Genomic DNA, 18,181 nt, shown 5'->3' on the forward strand with positions numbered 1-18,181 from the left:
AAAATATTTGTTAAATAAAATCTCTAAATGAAAAAAATATTTCCTCTGGTTCTTTTTGTCGTTTTGTATCTTTTGATATGGGATGGGCTAACTCTCTTGATTCATTCTCCTTATAGTATTTCTCCGGATACTGCAGAAAATATTATGTGGGGTATGCATCCAAGTTTAATGTATGATAAGCATCCAGGGTTAGGTGCACTATTCCTTAGACCATTTGTATTACTTTTTTCACCATTATTAGCGAATCTATTAGCAACATCTATTTGTATAGTCGTTACTTGGCTCTATGTATACAAGATAATGAGGCTATATTTTGAGCATAAAGAAGCTATTTTTGTTACGCTACTATCATTATTAAGCTTTTTTTATATGGGAGAGTTTTTTCTTCAATATAATCAAAATATAATATTGTTGCCATTTTGGACAGCAAGTGCTTATTACTTTATAAAAGCTGTAAATTCTAATAGAGTTATCTATTGGCTCTTAACAGCTTTAATAGTTGCTTTAGCAGTTTATGCTAAGTTTCAAATAGCTATAGTAGCAATCGCAATGCTGATGTATTTAATATTTAATTACAAGATTCATTATACTAAGAATATCTTATTATCAGCTATATTTGGTTTTGTATTGCTAATACCAGGTATGGTTTCTTTGTATGAGCTTAACTTTATCACTATACATTATGCCGCAGCTAGAGTTGCGGAACCTGATTCAGGTATGCTTTTTAATATATTTAATGGCTTATTTGATAGTATATTTCAGCTACTTAATTTTGCTGTTGCTATAGTTATCCTTGTATATTTAGCTTTTAGAAAGAATTTAGTGAGAGGTGACTCTAAATTAGCCAATAACCAAAAGGCTATAGTTTATATAGGAGTTGTTCCATATATAATTTTTTGTTTATTAGAAATGTTTAATGGAACATTACCAACAGAGTGGTTAGTGTGTGCTACAGCACTATTTATTCCAGCAATATATGTGTTATTAAGGCTGAAAGTTTCTAATATTTCTATATATAAAATAGTAATGTTTGGTTTGATTGTGAATCTGATTTATTTTATTGTGTTTAATATAAATACTTTCACAAATAATAGGATAGAGCATAATAACATTGGCAATGGTATTGCCGTAGTAGCCGATAATTTAATTAAAGATAATCATTTAGCTTACCCAGAGTATGCATCAGGAAGCTGGGATTATGGACTTTATCTGACAGCATTTATGAGTAAGCATCCTAACTTTGTAAGAGAGTGGTACAAATTAAGCTCTAAAGGCTCTATGGTTATGGTTTTCCCTGGCTGTGGTGGTGAATATGGTTATATAGATAATGATATCAAAACACTCGGCTATAAGGTTATATATAAGAAGTGCCAAAATGTGCAATTAGTAGATAAAATAAAACCTCAAGAGAAACCTTTTACGTTCTATTTTGTTGAGAAGTAAGCTTTCTTATATGCACCATAAAAATTATAACTATAATAATCACACATAAAATTGGTCCAAGTATAATAGGAACCTGTTTGTCTATATGTTGACCTAAGAATCCAGAAATAAATAAGCAGATTGAAGCGCCGATTGAGCCAGACATTATCAAGAAAGAAGACACTTTAGGACTTGAGTAATTAGCATTATTTATACCATAGCCTAGAAGTGTAGGGAACATCGCCGCACATCCAAATCCTAATACTACACCACCTAATATAAATCCATAAAGACTCTCAGCAATCAAGAATATTATAAATCCTATCAAAGTAATAAATGAACTTATCATAATATAAACAGCAGGCTTAATTCTTGTAAGTACGAATAGTCCTACAATCAATCTTGAAATAGCAATAATACCCCAAAATAAGCCGATAATAAGACCGACATCGGTGACTTTTAGGTGCTTAGCTTCTTGTAAATATGGTGAGAACCAATATGAAACAATATATTCGATATATACATAAATCATTATCGCTAATGCAATCAGCACTACACTAAGATTTAGAAGTTTTGGTTTAGATGATTCGAGCTTGTTATCTACGTTATCAATTTTGATTGAACTTTTATCTTCAAACTTAGTCAAAAATATAATTACTAATAACACTAAGTATAAGCATCCCATGCCTATAAATACTGCACGCCATGAGAAGTGTTCAACTATATGACCACCAATAAAAGGTACAAATGCAGATCCTGCGCCAAAGAAGAAATTTAGAACATTTAGGCGTGATTCACTTTTGCCACTTTTAGCGTATGCTGCATGAATAGTCTGACTAACAGCAGGAACTAAAAAGCCTACACAAGTACCATTTAAAAGAGCGCACAAAGCATAGATATATAAAGGAAATCCTACTGCTATAGTAAATTGAGCGATAAGGCCTATTATCAAGGCAATTAATAAGGTATTTCTGCAACCTAAAGAGCTCATTGTTTTTGAGCTTAAGGCGTTACCTATCAAGAGACCTAATATATTCAACACATCAATATAGACAATATGTGATACATTTACATGATAATGACTAGAAATTTGAGGTGATACTAGTCCTAATATAGCTCCAAAACCACCTGTAATAAAAGCAGCTATGAAACAAATACTTACGGCTTTTATTTTTAAGTTTTCTGGGACTATAAAAGTTGATAATTGATTACTTGTATTAATTGATGCCATTACTATACTCTCTGTTTTTTTATTCCCATATTGAACTAAGCTGATGTAGTTTGACAGTTATATCATTTTTATTAGCTACTCTTATCTGTAATGTATTTTCTATTATATTAGAAGGATCAAATCGCATCGTAATAGACTCTTCACCTTTATTAACAAAAAGCTCTATACTAGTTGTATCTAAGAAAATATCTACACTTACATTTTGAGATGATATATCTACTATAGAAGCTTCTGTCATGACCTCCGAGAAGTTATTTTTTACAATTAACTGATTATTTTGATAGCTAATATTAAAGATATGATTTTGATTAGTTTTAAGAAGATTTAGTTGCCATTGCTCTTTAGAGCTAAAATCTAAATTTAGTTCTATTAGATTTGAAAGCAGAGCAATATCTTGATCGAAGTTTCTGATTTCTATAGTTTTATTTCTAAGGTTTTTATAATTATCTACAGGATAAGATAAAAGTTTATCTTTGTTTATTCTAAGCTGTCTCATTAAGCTCATAGCACCTGCAGAATCTTCTTTTGCTCGATTTTTAAAATCTTCCCAACAGTTCATCCAGCCTATGGTATACCTATTACCATTAGCTTCGAAAGTTTGTGGAGCATAAAATTCCTTCGCTGAGTCTATATATCTAAGAGGAGTCTTAGGTATGAAATGTTTGCCATCAAAATCACCAATATAGTAATACGATTGATAATTAAAATCTTTTTTATCTTTAGTTTCAAATATTGACAAAATAAGAACATATTTATCATCAAGGTAAAATAGATCCGGACACTCTAATGTTCTACCTGAGAGAGTTTTCTCTTGAAATAAGATACTATGATAAACCCAGCTCTCAGCATCATTAGATCTATACAGTACAACGCTTGGATATCCATTTGCATAGGTGCCAATAATTAGGTAGTAACAGTCAAATTTTTCATCAAACCATACTTTAGTATCTCTAAAATCATAAGAACAAAAATCTGGCTTATGATTTATTACTGTTGTGGGTTTTGAGAAGTGAATAGCATCTTTGCTTTTGATGAGATTTTGTTTTTCTATAAAGATATTTGGAGTATTGTCTAAATCTTCAAAGTGCTCTGTATAAGTCAGAAAAAGCTCATTATTGATAACTGTAGCACTTCCTGAGAAAGCCCCACCAATATATCTATCATCAAGATCGTTTTGTGGGTATATAGCAATAGGTAGATGTTGCCAATGTACCATATCTTCAGATACTGCATGTCCCCAGTGTAGCATTGGTGTATGCTTACCATAAGGATAATGTTGGTAAAACATATGATATTTACCATTGAAGTAAACTAGGCCATTTGGATCATTTAACCAAGCTTCTTTTGCAGTGAAGTGATATTGTAGACGTTTAGTATTTCTTATATTTGAATTATCATGAGAATGACATGACTGCCATTTACCATGTTTCAGACTAAAGCAGATACCTCCCTGCTCAAGCAAAGAATCATCATACAGCCAACCGTTCTCTATACTTATATTTTGAGTATCACAAACAATTTTTAGGATATATTCCTTATTAGCTTCTAGTAACCACTCAATATGATAATACTTAGTTTTTAGTGTGGTTGTTTGGATTGGATGACATTCTACAACTGTATCATTGTGATAGAGCTTAAATTGCCCATGCTGATTGGTATTATAGTCAAAAGATATTACACAGTTAGTTTTGACATTTAGGCTAAAAGAATTTTCATCGAGTTTTGTTATAAGCATTTTCAAAACAATAAAGAAGTATATAAGAAAAGTTTAAGTGACTAAATATCTATAGTCAATTTATAATCATTAAAACAAAATTAGGCTTACTATTTTGCACAATGTGTTATAGATTATATTGTTATAAATTTAGTAAAGAGAATTGGTTTTGATAAAAGATATAAAGGTAAGGCAGTTTTCAGTATTGTGGTTTATAGAGTTATGGGAGAGATATGCTTTTTATAGCTTCCAAGCTTTATTTATGCTTTTTATAACAGCTAGTCATATTAGTGAGTCACAAGGGTATCTAATTTTTGGGATATTTGCTTCATTAATTTATATTACGCCAACCATAGGTGGATATATATCTGATAAAGTTATCGGCATAAAAAATGCTTTAGTTACTGGTGCAATTCTACTGTTATTAGGTTATGTTGTATTAGCAATGTCTAATGATCTTAAGCATATTAGCTGGGCGTTATCATTAATTATTGTTGGTAATGGTTTATTTAAGCCTGCTCCAACAGCGTTAATTTCAAAGATTTTTAATGACAATCCTGCACAGTCACATTCAGCATTTACACTTTATTATATGGGTGTAAATATAGGGAGTTTTTTAGCAATAGCATTTACTCCTATTATTGCAAAATATACTAGTTATTCATATGCTTTTATAATTTGTGTTATTGGTATGATTTTAGCACTATCAAATTATGCTTGGCGTGCAAGATTATTAAAAGATATTGAACCAGAGAATAAAAAAATAACCAATAAAACTAAAGCTCTAGTCTCATTGGTATGTTTATTACAAATAGCTATTTGTTATGCTTTATTTCAGATGACAGATATATCTCTGTATTTAATAATAGTTGTCTGTTTATTAACTTTTTTGTACATGCTGAATGATGCAAAAAATACTTCGAGTAAAAAAGAAAAAATACTACAGATAATCGGTGTGATTTTAGTAATTGAAGCAGTTATCTATTTTATTATTTATAACCAAATGTTTTCTACATTAGTTTTGTTTGCTGACCATAATGTAAATCTTAATTTGATTGGGTTTAATGTTTCTCCAGCAACTTATGCAGCACTAGACTCTTTTTGGTTAGTGGTTCTAAGTCCTATTTTGGCAATACTGTATAAGAAGAGTGTAAGTCACTTATCAATCCCTTATAAATACTCTATAGGTACAGTGATAGCTGGGTTAGCTCCATTAACATTATACTTAGTCATTATGTTAACGCAGAAAAATGGCTTTATTGATGGTAATTGGATGATTATCTACTTCTTCTTTGGAGCATTAGCAGAATTGTTGGTTGCTGCTTTAGGTTTTTCTTTGATAGCGATTTATTTTAGAAAAGAGATAGTTACGCTAGGCATGGGCTTTTTTATGCTTGCATTAGCTTTTGGCGGCGCATTATCTGGTAAACTAGGTCAGCTTGTAGCTATGCCAGAAGGTAAGATTGATCCTATTATGAGTTTAAATATCTATCAAAATTACTTTTTATGGCTAGGTGTAATAACTATCATTTTAGGTATCGTATATGCTTTGGTAGCTAGACTAGCTACTAGTATAGCCAAGAAGAATAACATTTCTTTAGGATAATATAATAAGAGTTTTATAGTCTATTTATAATCTCATCGGTAAACTCTATTGTTGAGGCTAGTTTAGTTCCTTGAGTGTATATATCTGAAGTTCTAAAGCCATCTTCAAGAGTCTTATTGATAGCACTTGCAATGGCTTCTGCCTCTGTTACTAAGCCAAATGAATAAGAAAGCATTAATGAAGCAGATAATATCTGCGCAATTGGGTTTGCTTTGCCCTGACCTTTGATATCATAAGCAGAACCACCAGAAGGCTCATATAACCCAAAACCATCTTTATTTAAACTTATTGATGGTACTAAGCCAATAGAACCAGGTAATACAGATGCTAAATCAGAAATAATATCACCAAAAAGGTTACCAGTAACCATTACATCAAATTGACTAGGATTAAGTACCATTTGCATTGCACAATTATCAACATACATATGATTAACATTTACATTTGGATAATTTTTAGCCACTTCATTGACAATATTTCTCCATAGCCTTGATGTATCTAAGACATTAGCCTTATCTACAGATGTAAGTCTATTTGAGCGTTGAGTGGCTCTTTCAAATGCTTGTACGACAATATTTCTAATCGTATGTTCATCATACTCAGCAATATCAGTTGCACATCTTACACCACATTCATCTGTAAAAGTTCTATGCTCACCAAAGTAGATATCTCTAGATAATTCTCTAAAGATTTCAATATCTGCACCATTTGCAATACGACTATCCTTTAGTGGACAAGCTTCTTTGAGTGCTGGAAAAATCTGGCTAGGACGGATGTTTATATTAAAACCAAAGTGTTTTCTAAGAGCTAGGATACTATTAGCCTCACAGCCTTGCCATTTTTCTTCATTTTGAGCTTCAACAGGTCCGCCAACAGAGCCAAAAAGTATTGCATCAGAGTTTTTACATATCTCTAATGTTTCTTCTGGACAGTGGCTTTTATATTTATCATAAGCAGCACCACCAACAAGAGCTTCTATATAGTTAAATTTATGATTATATTTTTTAGCAATAGAATCAAGAACTTTGATTGCTGATTCCATTACTTCAGGTCCGATTCCATCACCTGCTAATATAGCAATATTTTTTTCCATTTTAGCCTCTTTGTGATTGTTCAAATTGTTTGATTATATCTAGATGTTCAATAAGATAAGTCATGTCATCAAGTCCTCTAATCAGGCAATCTTTACGGAAAGGGTCATAATCAAAATTATAAGTATCACCATCTGCACTAACCGTTTGCTCTTGTAAGTCAATAGTTATACTAAATTTTGGATCTTCAGCCTTATCACATAATTCTTTGACAATATCTTTGTCTAATGAGATTAACAATAAGCCATTTTTTGCAGCATTATTGAAAAAGATGTCAGAAAATGATGGTGCAATTATAACTTTGATACCCGCTTGAGTTAATGCCCAAACAGCATGCTCTCTTGATGAACCACAGCCAAAATTATCTCCAGCAATCAATATTTCAGAATTAGAGTAGTCAGGGTTATTAAAAACAAAACCACTATCTTTTTCCTTTAAGTTATGAAATAAACTTTTACCATAACCATCTTTTGTTGTTTGAGTTAGAAAGTTTGCAGGAATAATCATATCTGTATCAATATCACTTAGCCATAAAGGAATTGCGCTAGATGTTAGTTTTTTAAAAGCTTGCATTCTTATAGCTCCTTATCTAATTTATCAACACTACAAATCTTACCCATAACAGCACTAGCAGCAACTGTTTGTGGTGAAGCAAGATGAGTTATACTTCCTTTACCTTGACGGCCTATAAAGTTTCTATTTGAGGTACTAATACATCTTTGACCTTCTGGAACCTTATCATCATTCATTGCTAAACACATTGAGCAACCAGGCATTCTAAATTCAGCACCAGCATCCGCAAAGATCTTATCTAAACCTTCTGCTATTGCAATATTTCGTACTTGCTCTGACCCAGGAACTATATACATAGTTACATTTTTAGCAACCTGTTTGCCTTTTAAAACATTAGCCACAGCGCGCATATCTTCTATACGACCATTAGTACAGCTACCAACAAATGCCCACTGTATTTCTTTACCAAAGATATCTTCATCGGCATTAAATTTAGTATAGTCATAAGCTTGTTGAGCCAGTTTGTGTTGATGAGTAGGTATATCCTTCAAGCTTGGAATCTTAGCTGAGATACTGATAGCATGTTGAGGGTTTATTCCCCATGTAACCATTGGCTCAAGTCCTTCAATATCGACTTTGATAGTTTTGTCATAGTGAGCGTTTTCATCACTGATAAAGCTATTCCAATATTCTACAGATTTGTCAAAATCCTTACCTTGAGGCGCATATTTTTTACCTTTTAGATAACTAAAAGTTTTCTCATCAGGAGAAACCAAACCCGCTCTTGCACCACATTCTATCGACATATTACATAACGTCATACGCTCTTCCATAGTCATATCTTTGATTGCTTGGCCAACATACTCGATGACATAACCACCAGCACCGCCAATACCAATATTAGCGATTAGCTTCATGATAATATCTTTAGCCGTAGCTGACTTTGACGGCTTACCAACAAACTCTACTTTCATTGTCTTTGGTCTATATTGCAAAATACAGTTAGTAGCAAGTACATGTCCAACTTCAGATGTTCCCACCCCAAATGCCAAAGCACCAAATGCACCATGAGTTGAAGTATGAGAGTCACCACATACAAGAGTTATACCTGGTAATGTAAAGCCAAGCTCTGGACCTATGACATGGACAATCCCTTGATGTTGGCTTTCAAAATCATAAAAATCAATACCAAATTCTTTAACATTGCTTCGTAATTTCTCAACTTGAGCTTGAGCAGTTTTATCTTTCATCTCTAATCTATTGATTGGTGATGTTGATATACTATGATCTACAGTCGCAATAATCGATTTCGGATTATTGATAGGTATATTTAACTCTCTAATTTTATCAAAAGCTTGAGCAGATGTTACTTCATGCATAAGCATTCTATCTATATATAAAATATCAGGAAAGTCAGGTATATGTTTTACAACGTGAGCATCCCAGATTTTATCAATAATATTTTTTGCCATTTTATTTCCTATAGTTTGTTTCTATATATAGCTTATTAGTCGCTGTTATTAATGCTTTAAGTGAGGATATCTCAATATCTTGATCTACAGCAATCCCTTCAACGACCGGACTATTTTCACCAGTTTTGATTATAATGGTGGTTTCAGATTTAGAATTAATTCCAGCATCTTTTAATGATCTAGAGAAGTAATCTGAAATATTTATCTCTGGTATATGCTCCTGTATACCTTTTAATAGTGCTGAAAGAGCTGAGTTATCGCCATTATCAGTAACTTTATAGTCTATATTTCCAAAGAATTTTCCTTTAAGCTCAACATAGGTTTCACCATTAGATTTACCGTAGTCTATAGCTGATACATTAATCGGAGATTTAATCTGCTTATAAGCCAGTATTAGTTCTTCATCTGTGATACCTTTTCTACGCTCATGATAAATATCTTTTATTTGCTGAGCTATAGCTGCTTTTTCTTTATCATCACAAATATAACCATTTTCTTCGATAATTTTCTTAGCATGGTTACCACCTGATAATGGACCAAAAATAAAGCTAATTTCATTACCGACAGATTCTGGGTGAAATGGCTGATATGCTAGAGGATTATTCAATATAGCATTTGTATGTCCACCAGAAGTGTGTCGTGCTGAGTTTAGACCTGTGATAGGGTGGTGAGGTTGTCTTGATAACATTCTCTTGCCAATAAAATCTGAAATAGTTTTAAAATTAGCAATATTAATATTATTATAATAATGACAATCTTTTTGTTTACCAAAAAGGTTTATAAACATCACACATTGTTCTAATGATGCGTTACCAGCTCTTTCACCAACACCATTGATACAGCCCTCTACTTGTGTTGCAGGACCATCAAATACAGCGTTCATAGAGTTCTCTAATGCTAATCCCAAATCATTATGACAGTGTGCTGACCAGATTATATTTTTATCAGGGAATTCTTTTTTGATGATTTCAGCATGTTTAGTCATATTTTTGACAAAGTAGTTATCATTTTCACGCTCACAAGCTCCACCAATAGTGTCAGGACAGTTGATAACTGTAACACCAGCAGATACTGCAGCCCTAAAAACATCAGTAACATAGTCAAAAGTATCACCTAGTCTTGAATATCCTTCTGCACTAAACTCGACTTCAAAGCCTTGATCACTAGCTAGCTTAATTAACTCATAAACATTTTTGATATTCTGCTCGTTATCATTTTTGCTACCAAGACTAGCTTGAGCTAGATTTGGATCTACAGGCAAATACATATGAACTCTAGCTTTAGCTATTGCTAATGATGGACGTAATGCATCCATAGTTATTTCTACTTGATTTTTTCTTAACTGACATAGTCCAGCAATAACCATATTAGAGTTTTTCTCAGCCATTCTTTTTGAGATAGTATTTACTATTTCAAAATCTGTATTACTTGCTGAAGGGAAGCCTGCTTCTAGGACATCGATATTTAGCTTATCTGCAAGATCTGCATACGCAATATTATCTTCAAAAGACATCCCAGCTCCAGGAGACTGTTGTCCATCTCTAAGAGTTGTATCAAAAATATAAATTTTCTTTTTATCCATTTCACTGGCTCCTATACATAAGTTAAAGCATCTTTATAAGCTTCGCCTTTTTTAAGTTTTTCAAAGACTTCTTTTATTTGATTGGTTATTGTGTGGTCATTACTTTTTAACTTATTATCATCTATACTTGCCACAGGAGTGATTTCAGCAGCAGTTCCACAGAAGAAAGCCTCATCTGCATTTATTAGCTCATCAACTTTAAACAAGCGTTCTGTAACTTTATAGCCCAAATCTTTAGCAATTTGGATTATAAGCTTACGAGTTATCCCATCTAGTATAGTTCCTAATGGAGTTGTTATAACTTCATTATCTTTGACAAAAAATACATTCATGGCAGCACCTTCAGCTACATTGCCATCAGCATCTAGAAGCAGAGATTCATGGTAATGCGTACCAAGAGTCTCTCTAGAAGCTAATATACTGTTGACATAGTGACCACCAATTTTCGCATCACAGACAGTAGAGCGAGGGTGAATTCTTATATATTTACTAACTTTGATATCTACTTTATCAGCAGCCATATATTTACCCATATCTATGCAATAGATAGTGATATCAACAGGGTGATCTTTCGCTGGTAGAACACTAACTCCTCCTTCAGCAAAATATGCCAACGGTCTTATATAGCAAGATTTTTTGCCACTAGCTCTGATAGTATCTAATACAGCTTGGCATAGTTCATCAAGGGTATATTTACACGTCATGCCTAGGACACTCATCGAGTACATAAGTCTTTGCATATGCTCTTTTAGTTTTAAAACACCTACACCATTAGGAGTATCATAGGCTCTTATACCTTCAAATACAGATGACCCGTAATGCAAAGAGTGAGTATCTATACCAACTTTTGCTTCTTTATAGGAGATTATCTCGCCATTTTTCCAAATTTTACCTATCATATTGACCCTCGATATTTTGTAATTATTTAAAATATATTTTTATGCAACAATGTCTAAAATTATAGACAGAGGAGTTTTGTGCTGAGGGAGAGGAGTGCTTGAGAAGAGTTACTTTGAGATTTGATTTTTTGAGAAAACATAGCAGTGGCTGTTTTACCACTACCAACTGCTTCGACTATAGAGAAATTACTCCCTTTTTGTCTTCGTATCTGCATACATGAATCTACTTTTTTATGCATTTTCCCTTAGCTTTTGATTAAAGGATATTTTATTTAAAATACCACTATATAAAACTCAATATAGTTATTGTAGCCATATAATATTTTAGAGTAAACCTTGATTTAGCTTAACTAGTGAAATTTTTTGAAAGGGAAGAATTTAAAAGATAGTTAATTATCTGCGATCAGCATAAATTTTTGCTTGAGCAGCTGATAATCTTGCTATAGGAACTCTAAAAGGAGAGCAAGATACATAGTCAAGATCCAAATCATGACAGAAACCAACAGAGTATGGTTCACCACCATGCTCGCCACATATACCCATTTTAGCATTTGGGTTAACAGCTTTGACACCTTCTTTAGCTATTTCCATTAGTTTACCTACACCTTTAGGATCTAGTCTAGCAAATGGATCGAAGCTTAAAATACCCTTTTCAAGGTAGTCTTTAATGAATTTATTAGCATCGTCTCTACTAAAGCCAAAAGTCATCTGAGTTAAATCATTTGTACCGAATGAGAAGAACTCACTGCCAGCTTCAGCAAGCAGGCCTGCACCAATAGCTCCACGAGGAGTTTCTAGCATTACCCCAACTTTATAGTCGATATCTATTTTTTCACGTTTAAGAATTGTGTTAGCAACTTCTCTAACTATACCGCTTAGTAATTTGAATTCTCCAAGAGTGCTAACTAATGGAATCATAAGCTCAGGTTTAACTTCAATTCCCATACGTTTGCTTGATATTGCCGCATAGATGATAGCTTTAGTTTGCATCTCGATGATTTCTGGATATGTCACAGCGAGTCTACAGCCTCTATGACCCATCATAGGATTCATTTCATTTAAAGCTTCTATACGAGCTTCTAACTCACTGTAGCTAATATTAAATTCGCGGGCTAGATCATCAATCTCATCAACTTCATGAGGTAAGAATTCATGTAGAGGAGGATCTATAAATCTGATAGTTACAGCTAGATTATCCATAGCCTCAAAAAGCTCTTCAAAGTCTTGTTGCTGTACTGGAAGCAACTTATCCAAAGCCTTTTGTCTTTCTTTTTTATCTTTAGCTAAGATCATTTGTCTAACATAAGATATACGGTCTTCTTCAAAAAACATGTGTTCTGTACGGCATAGTCCGATACCTTCAGCACCATACGCTCTAGCAACAGAGGCATCTTTGAATGTATCAGCATTACATCTAACACGAAGCTTACGAACATTGTCAACAAATTTCATAAACTCTTCAAAGTCTTGAGTAACTTCAGGATCAACAGTTTTGATAATACCTCTGTATACAGTACCTTTTGTACCGTCAAGAGATAAATAATCACCCTCAGAGAAAACTTGACCTCTCTCAAAAGTAATAGTTTTTTTATCTTCATCGATTCTAGCTGCTTCTAATCCAGATACGCAACATTTACCCATTCCACGAGCTACTACAGCAGCGTGAGATGTCATACCACCACGTAGAGTTAAGATACCATTACAAGCATTCATACCTGCTATATCTTCAGGAGAAGTTTCAATTCTAACTAGGATAGTTTTTTCCTCACCACGAGCTTTAGCTGCTAGCAAAGATTCAACATCAAAATATATTCTACCACTTGCAGCACCTGGTGAAGCACCTAATGCAGAACCAAGAGGGCGCTTAGAAGCAAGAGCTTTTTCATCAAATTTAGGATGTAGTAGTTGCTCTAGCAAGTGAGGTTCAACCATCATCACAGCCTCTTCGTTTGTGATTAGGCCTTCTTTAGCCATATCAACAGCTATTTTCAAAGCTGCTTTTGCAGTTCTTTTACCGTTTCTTGTTTGTAGCATGAAAAGCTTACCATCTTCGATAGTGAACTCCATATCCTGCATATCTTTGTAGACATTTTCTAAATTTTTAGCAATTTTTACAAAGTCATTAAACACTTCTGGCATTTTGTCTTTCAAAGTTGAGATATGTGCAGGAGTTCTGGTACCTGCAACTACATCTTCACCTTGAGCATTGATCAAATATTCACCAAAAAGTTCATTCTCTCCAGTGGAAGGGTTTCTTGTAAAAGCAACACCTGTACCAGAGTTATTTCCAGAGTTACCATAGACCATTTCTTGGACGTTAACAGCCGTACCCCAGTTATTCGAGATATTATTGATTTCTCTATATATGATTGCTCTTTCAGCATTCCATGATCTAAATACAGCCTCTACAGCTGCTAAAAGTTGCTCGACAGGATCTGTAGGAAATTCTTTGCCAACTAGATCTTTATAGACTTTCTTATATTCTGCAACAATATCTTTATAGTCTTGAGCACTTAGATCGCAGTCATTTTTGACATTTCTCTTTTCTTTTTTATCATCAAGTATTTTATCGAAAGGTTTTTTCTCACAGTCCATAACAACATCTGCAAACATCATTATGAATCTTCTGTAGCTGTCATAAACAAACTGCTCGTTATTTGTCTTTGCTACCATAGCTCTTGCAACTTCATCATTTAGACCAAGGTTTAGAACTGTGTCCATCATACCTGGCATAGAAACTCTAGCACCAGAACGCACGGATACAAGTAGTGGATTACTTCCTCCACCAAAAGTTTTGCCTGTTCTTTTTTCTAAATCTGCAACATTTGCAAAAATTTGTTCTTTAACCTGATCATTTAGTTTTTGACGGTCATCATAGTATTTTAGGCATGCTTCTGTAGTTACTGTAAAGCCATCTGGTACAGGCAATCCACTATTAAGCATCTCACTAAGATTAGCTCCTTTACCACCTAACAAATCACGCATAGACTTATTACCTTCGCTAAAGGCATAGACAAATTTCGACATAAAAACTCCTCTCAAGTTTTTCATAAAATTAATTTGAAACTAAGCATACTCTCAAGTATACCTAATCTTCATCATAGCACATTTGCTGAGCTAGGTTAAAGATTTTTTGTGATGTATTTAAAAAACTTTTAGAAATTCAGTAATGGACTATTAAACAGATAAAAGTTTTTGTCTATAGAACTTTAACTCAGAAATAGACTCTCTAATGTCATCTAGAGCTTGGTGTGTAGATTTTTTATAGAAGCTCTCGCCATCCCCCCAATATTCATTGAGAAGCTTTAAGCTTGTAACATCAAGCATTCTATAATGGCAATAGTCGTCTATATCAGGCATATACTTTGCTAAGAATCTTCTATCCTGCCATATTGAATTACCACATAGAGGAGAACTTTGATAAGGGACATATTGTTTTATAAAATCTAAGGTTTTTCGCTCAGCTTCTTTTAATGAAGTCTTACTATCTCTTACTCTCTGAGTTAGACCTGTTTCTCCATGAACCTTTATACACCACTCATTCATTGTATTTAGAATTTCATCTGATTGATGGATTGCTATTGGCTCTGCTTCTGCAATGATATTTAGGTCTTTATCTGTAATAATTGTAGCTATTTCAATAATTGCGCAACTATCAACATTTAACCCCGTCATTTCAAGGTCAATCCAGATCAAGTTATCTGTAGATTGCATTTGCTTAATCCTTTACTCTTGATACATAGGTCGAAGTTCTAGTGTCAACTTTTATGATTTCACCAGTTTGTACAAAAAGAGGCACTCTAACTACCGCACCAGTAGATAGTGTTGCTGGTTTGCCACCTGTGCCTGCAGTATCACCTTTAAGACCAGGATCTGTCTCAATAATTTCTAAGTTAACAAAGTTCGGAGGGATGATGGAGATGGGTTGGCCATTAAAAAGAATTACTTGATATTCATCTTGATCCTTGAGCCATTTTTTTGTTTCACCAAGAGCATCTTGAGAAACCATATATTGCTCAAAAGTTTCTGGATGCATAAAGACATAGCACTCACCATCAAAGTATGAGTAAACAGCAGATAATTCTTCAACATCTGCAGCCTCAACAGATTCGCCAGATTTAAAAGTTTTTTCAACTACTCTGTCATTTAATAGGTTTTTTAGTTTAACCCTATTAAATGCCTGTCCTTTACCTGGTTTTACAAATTCATTTTCAATAATAACCATCGGGTTGCCATCAATTAAAACTTTCAGGCCACCCTTAAATTCATTAGTACTATAATTAGCCATTTTTATTCCTCTATTTTACAATGAAATTAATTCCAACATTCTGCATTATAATTTTCATCACTATCTTTCGCGGTTTTATTTACAATACCACCATCAACTTCAAGCTCTATCATTTCACATGGAGTATCGGCTGTTTGTGATCCTTGAGCAGTGGCTGTTATTACATAGCTTATATCAGGGCACTCAGGCTCCCCAGAGCAATATGTAAGGCGGTAGTAGTTATTAGGAGTGTTTTCATGGTAGAAACTATTTATGTTACTACCAGAAGGAAAAGATCCAAAACGGATTTCAAAATTATCAGCTGCACTAGCTGCTGAAAGCAGCTCAGAGGTTGCTTCAGTTCGGTGATTTCTCAGTATATAGTTGTTATACATTGGTATGCCAATTGATGCGAGAATTGCTATTATCGCGATTACAACCATCAACTCAACTAATGAAAATCCTTTTTTTTTATTATTTATCGGCATATCAACACTACTCTAATATATTTGAGGTTCGCCATTTGGTCTAGTTCTATAGCGACGATGTTGCCATAAGTATTGCTCTGGATATTTTCTTATAGCATCTTCCAGGAATTTATTTGTCATTTCAGCATCTTTATGGGCGTCACCTGTAAACTCTAATGGCTCACCTATGACAATTTTATACTTTTTTAGGCACTTTTTTCTAACATAATATACAGGTAGTACTACAGAGTTTGTTTTTTCAGCTAACCATGGGGTTACGGTCAAAGTTGAACACAATGTTCCAAAAAATGGAGCAAAAATAGAGTTTTCAAGTCCAGTGCTTTCTAAGCCAAAGTCTTGATCTGGAGCGTACCACATAGAGTAGCCTCTTTTTAAGCTTTTAATAACACTTATTAAGTTTTTACTGTCTAGACATCTATATATGTTTTTTTCACGATATTTTTTGATTAGCTCCTCAAGAAGGTCATTGGTATTCTTTTGGTACATAACTGTAAGAGGGGGATGATTTTCTGCTACATGGCGTCCAACTATTTCTATACAGTGAAAGTGAAAACCTAAGAATATAACATTTGTATTCGGGTTTTCATGATATTTTTTGAATATACTTAATGAATCACCTTCCCATTCAAATTTTATTTTATTGAACCTTTTTTTTGATAAAAACCAAGCGGCAGTAGTTTCAGCTCCTGATAGAACCATAGAATAATAGCTTTTATCAACAAGTTTATTTATTTCTTTTAAAGACTTTTCTGGGAATGCAATCTTTAGATTTTCTCGAGCAATTCGATTTCTGCTTTTTAAGAATGGTTTAATAACAATACCAATAGCAAGCACTATATACTTATGAGTAAAAAGAGGTAACTTGGAGCCAAAGTTCATTATACCTACAATAACCCAAATACCCCAGTTCTTCGGTTTAAGCTTGTTACTATTCATCAGTATCTTTAAATTAAAATCTTAAACCTATTTTAACATACACTTTTTTAATCATAAACATTAATAAATCTTTTCTTCTCCTAGAGGTCTTGTCTTATAGCGACGATGTTGCCATAGATACTGCTCAGGATGTTTTTTTATGATATCTTCAAGAATTTTATTTGTCAGTTTCGCATCTTCAAAGTCATCACCAGTAAATGTGATTGGGTCACCTGTTATAATACTGTAGCCAGAGAAATTTGGCTTTCTGATATAGTATGCAGGGATTACTGTTGAGCCAGTCTTTTTTGCTAACCATGGTGTTACAGTTAGGGTGGTGCAAAGTTTACCAAAAAATGGAGCAAAAACCACATGCTCTTTAAAGTCTTGATCTGGAGCGTACCACATTGACACTTTTCTCTTCAAACTTTTTATGACAGAAATAATATTTTTCCTTTGGAAGCATTCAGTTACATATTTCTTTCGGGATGAGGTGATTATGTGTTCCATTAGGGGATTTTTGTGATATTGATACATTACGGTAAATGGACTATAGTGTTCACCAATATATCTACCAGCTATTTCAAGACAATGGAAGTGAAAACCCAGTACTAGCAATGTTTTATCTTTATCATAATGAATTTGATCAAATGTTTTTAGGTCATTGTCAAAAGGAATTTTGTTAAAGTTTTTTTTAGACATAAACCAGGATATTAGACTTTCAAACCCTGCCATACTTGCAGATTTGTAACTCTCATTAGCCAGTTTTTCTATCTCTTGATCCGATTTGTCGGGGAATGCGATTTTAAGATTTGTTATAGCAATCTGTTGACGTTTTTTTAATAGAGGTTTTGCCAAAAAACCTATACCTAACGCAATTCGCATTAACACACTGTAAGGAAGCGTGTTTACTAAAATCTTAGCAATCCAGATTATAATCCATAAACCCCAATATTTTGGTTTAAGTAGAGATTTATCCAT

At 33.5% G+C, this 18,181-nt stretch carries 15 protein-coding genes; 2 read left to right on the forward strand and 13 right to left on the reverse strand.

Features of this window, described 5'->3' with window-relative positions:
* Positions 1-27: 27 nt before the first annotated feature.
* Positions 28-1,443, forward strand: a complete 1,416-nt coding sequence (locus FQ699_RS06045; protein WP_146421582.1) for a glycosyltransferase family 39 protein — start codon at positions 28-30, stop codon at positions 1,441-1,443.
* Here the strand turns inward: FQ699_RS06045 and FQ699_RS06050 are convergent.
* Together FQ699_RS06050 and FQ699_RS06055 are read right to left on the reverse strand one after the other, a co-directional pair.
* A complete protein-coding gene (locus FQ699_RS06050; RefSeq protein ID WP_146421583.1) occupies positions 1,418-2,653 on the reverse strand; it encodes an MFS transporter in 1,236 nt (411 codons plus the stop codon). The two genes, FQ699_RS06045 and FQ699_RS06050, sit on opposite strands and share 26 nt — an antisense overlap.
* Before the next feature lie 19 nt (positions 2,654-2,672).
* Complete coding sequence (locus FQ699_RS06055) at positions 2,673-4,388, reverse strand: glycoside hydrolase family 32 protein (protein ID WP_179951679.1); 1,716 nt, start codon at positions 4,386-4,388, stop codon at positions 2,673-2,675.
* 148 nt (positions 4,389-4,536) lie between these two features.
* Between FQ699_RS06055 and FQ699_RS06060 the strand changes: the two genes are divergently transcribed.
* Positions 4,537-5,973, forward strand: a complete 1,437-nt coding sequence (locus FQ699_RS06060) for a peptide MFS transporter (protein ID WP_146421584.1) — start codon at positions 4,537-4,539, stop codon at positions 5,971-5,973.
* A gap of 13 nt (positions 5,974-5,986) precedes the next feature.
* On the opposite strand, the gene leuB is transcribed toward FQ699_RS06060, so the two are convergent.
* The 11 genes from leuB to FQ699_RS06115 all read right to left on the reverse strand — a co-directional run bounded on the left by leuB (position 5,987) and on the right by FQ699_RS06115 (position 18,181).
* Positions 5,987-7,066 (reverse strand): 3-isopropylmalate dehydrogenase, encoded by a 1,080-nt coding sequence (gene leuB / locus FQ699_RS06065; RefSeq protein ID WP_146421585.1) that lies wholly within the window; start codon positions 7,064-7,066, stop codon positions 5,987-5,989.
* 1 nt (position 7,067) lies between these two features.
* Positions 7,068-7,637: a 3-isopropylmalate dehydratase small subunit gene (gene leuD / locus FQ699_RS06070; RefSeq protein WP_146421586.1), complete on the reverse strand. Its 570-nt coding sequence runs from the start codon at positions 7,635-7,637 to the stop codon at positions 7,068-7,070.
* A 2-nt stretch (positions 7,638-7,639) separates the two neighbouring features.
* Positions 7,640-9,049 carry a 3-isopropylmalate dehydratase large subunit gene (leuC, locus tag FQ699_RS06075; RefSeq protein WP_146421587.1) on the reverse strand — a complete coding sequence of 470 codons (1,410 nt, stop codon included), beginning with the start codon at positions 9,047-9,049 and terminating at the stop codon, positions 7,640-7,642.
* Position 9,050: 1 nt separating this feature from the next.
* Entirely contained in the window at positions 9,051-10,631 is a 1,581-nt protein-coding gene (locus FQ699_RS06080; RefSeq protein WP_146421588.1) for a hydroxymethylglutaryl-CoA lyase-like TIM-barrel protein, read from the reverse strand.
* A gap of 11 nt (positions 10,632-10,642) precedes the next feature.
* Entirely contained in the window at positions 10,643-11,530 is an 888-nt protein-coding gene (locus FQ699_RS06085; RefSeq protein WP_146421589.1) for a branched-chain amino acid transaminase, read from the reverse strand.
* A gap of 393 nt (positions 11,531-11,923) precedes the next feature.
* Positions 11,924-14,557 carry a pyruvate, phosphate dikinase gene (gene ppdK, locus FQ699_RS06090; protein ID WP_013921843.1) on the reverse strand — a complete coding sequence of 878 codons (2,634 nt, stop codon included), beginning with the start codon at positions 14,555-14,557 and terminating at the stop codon, positions 11,924-11,926.
* Between the two features lie 150 nt (positions 14,558-14,707).
* Positions 14,708-15,244, reverse strand: a complete 537-nt coding sequence (gene orn / locus FQ699_RS06095; RefSeq protein ID WP_146421590.1) for an oligoribonuclease — start codon at positions 15,242-15,244, stop codon at positions 14,708-14,710.
* Positions 15,245-15,248: 4 nt separating this feature from the next.
* Positions 15,249-15,818: an elongation factor P gene (gene efp / locus FQ699_RS06100; protein ID WP_146421591.1), complete on the reverse strand. Its 570-nt coding sequence runs from the start codon at positions 15,816-15,818 to the stop codon at positions 15,249-15,251.
* 26 nt (positions 15,819-15,844) lie between these two features.
* Positions 15,845-16,285 carry a type IV pilin protein gene (locus FQ699_RS06105; protein ID WP_146421592.1) on the reverse strand — a complete coding sequence of 147 codons (441 nt, stop codon included), beginning with the start codon at positions 16,283-16,285 and terminating at the stop codon, positions 15,845-15,847.
* A 12-nt stretch (positions 16,286-16,297) separates the two neighbouring features.
* The gene (locus FQ699_RS06110; RefSeq protein ID WP_146421593.1) at positions 16,298-17,221 is read right to left on the reverse strand and encodes a lysophospholipid acyltransferase family protein; all 924 of its coding nucleotides are present in this window, start codon (positions 17,219-17,221) and stop codon (positions 16,298-16,300) included.
* Between the two features lie 60 nt (positions 17,222-17,281).
* Complete coding sequence (locus FQ699_RS06115) at positions 17,282-18,181, reverse strand: lysophospholipid acyltransferase family protein (RefSeq protein ID WP_146421594.1); 900 nt, start codon at positions 18,179-18,181, stop codon at positions 17,282-17,284.

This window comes from Francisella salimarina, from assembly GCF_007923265.1.
Classification (GTDB): Bacteria; Pseudomonadota; Gammaproteobacteria; order Francisellales; family Francisellaceae; genus Francisella; species Francisella salimarina.

Bases quoted from the DNA above. Each gene is read 5' to 3' on its own strand.
- leuD (WP_146421586.1), bottom strand. From the start codon at position 7,637: ATGCAAGCTTTTAAAAAACTAACATCTAGCGCAATTCCTTTATGGCTA.
- FQ699_RS06045 (WP_146421582.1), top strand. From the start codon at position 28: ATGAAAAAAATATTTCCTCTGGTTCTTTTTGTCGTTTTGTATCTTTTG.
- FQ699_RS06050 (WP_146421583.1), bottom strand. From the start codon at position 2,653: ATGGCATCAATTAATACAAGTAATCAATTATCAACTTTTATAGTCCCA.
- FQ699_RS06105 (WP_146421592.1), bottom strand. From the start codon at position 16,285: ATGCCGATAAATAATAAAAAAAAAGGATTTTCATTAGTTGAGTTGATG.
- FQ699_RS06080 (WP_146421588.1), bottom strand. From the start codon at position 10,631: ATGGATAAAAAGAAAATTTATATTTTTGATACAACTCTTAGAGATGGA.
- ppdK (WP_013921843.1), bottom strand. From the start codon at position 14,557: ATGTCGAAATTTGTCTATGCCTTTAGCGAAGGTAATAAGTCTATGCGT.
- leuC (WP_146421587.1), bottom strand. From the start codon at position 9,049: ATGGCAAAAAATATTATTGATAAAATCTGGGATGCTCACGTTGTAAAA.
- FQ699_RS06085 (WP_146421589.1), bottom strand. From the start codon at position 11,530: ATGATAGGTAAAATTTGGAAAAATGGCGAGATAATCTCCTATAAAGAA.
- FQ699_RS06110 (WP_146421593.1), bottom strand. From the start codon at position 17,221: ATGAATAGTAACAAGCTTAAACCGAAGAACTGGGGTATTTGGGTTATT.
- FQ699_RS06055 (WP_179951679.1), bottom strand. From the start codon at position 4,388: ATGCTTATAACAAAACTCGATGAAAATTCTTTTAGCCTAAATGTCAAA.
- orn (WP_146421590.1), bottom strand. From the start codon at position 15,244: ATGCAATCTACAGATAACTTGATCTGGATTGACCTTGAAATGACGGGG.
- efp (WP_146421591.1), bottom strand. From the start codon at position 15,818: ATGGCTAATTATAGTACTAATGAATTTAAGGGTGGCCTGAAAGTTTTA.
- leuB (WP_146421585.1), bottom strand. From the start codon at position 7,066: ATGGAAAAAAATATTGCTATATTAGCAGGTGATGGAATCGGACCTGAA.
- FQ699_RS06115 (WP_146421594.1), bottom strand. From the start codon at position 18,181: ATGGATAAATCTCTACTTAAACCAAAATATTGGGGTTTATGGATTATA.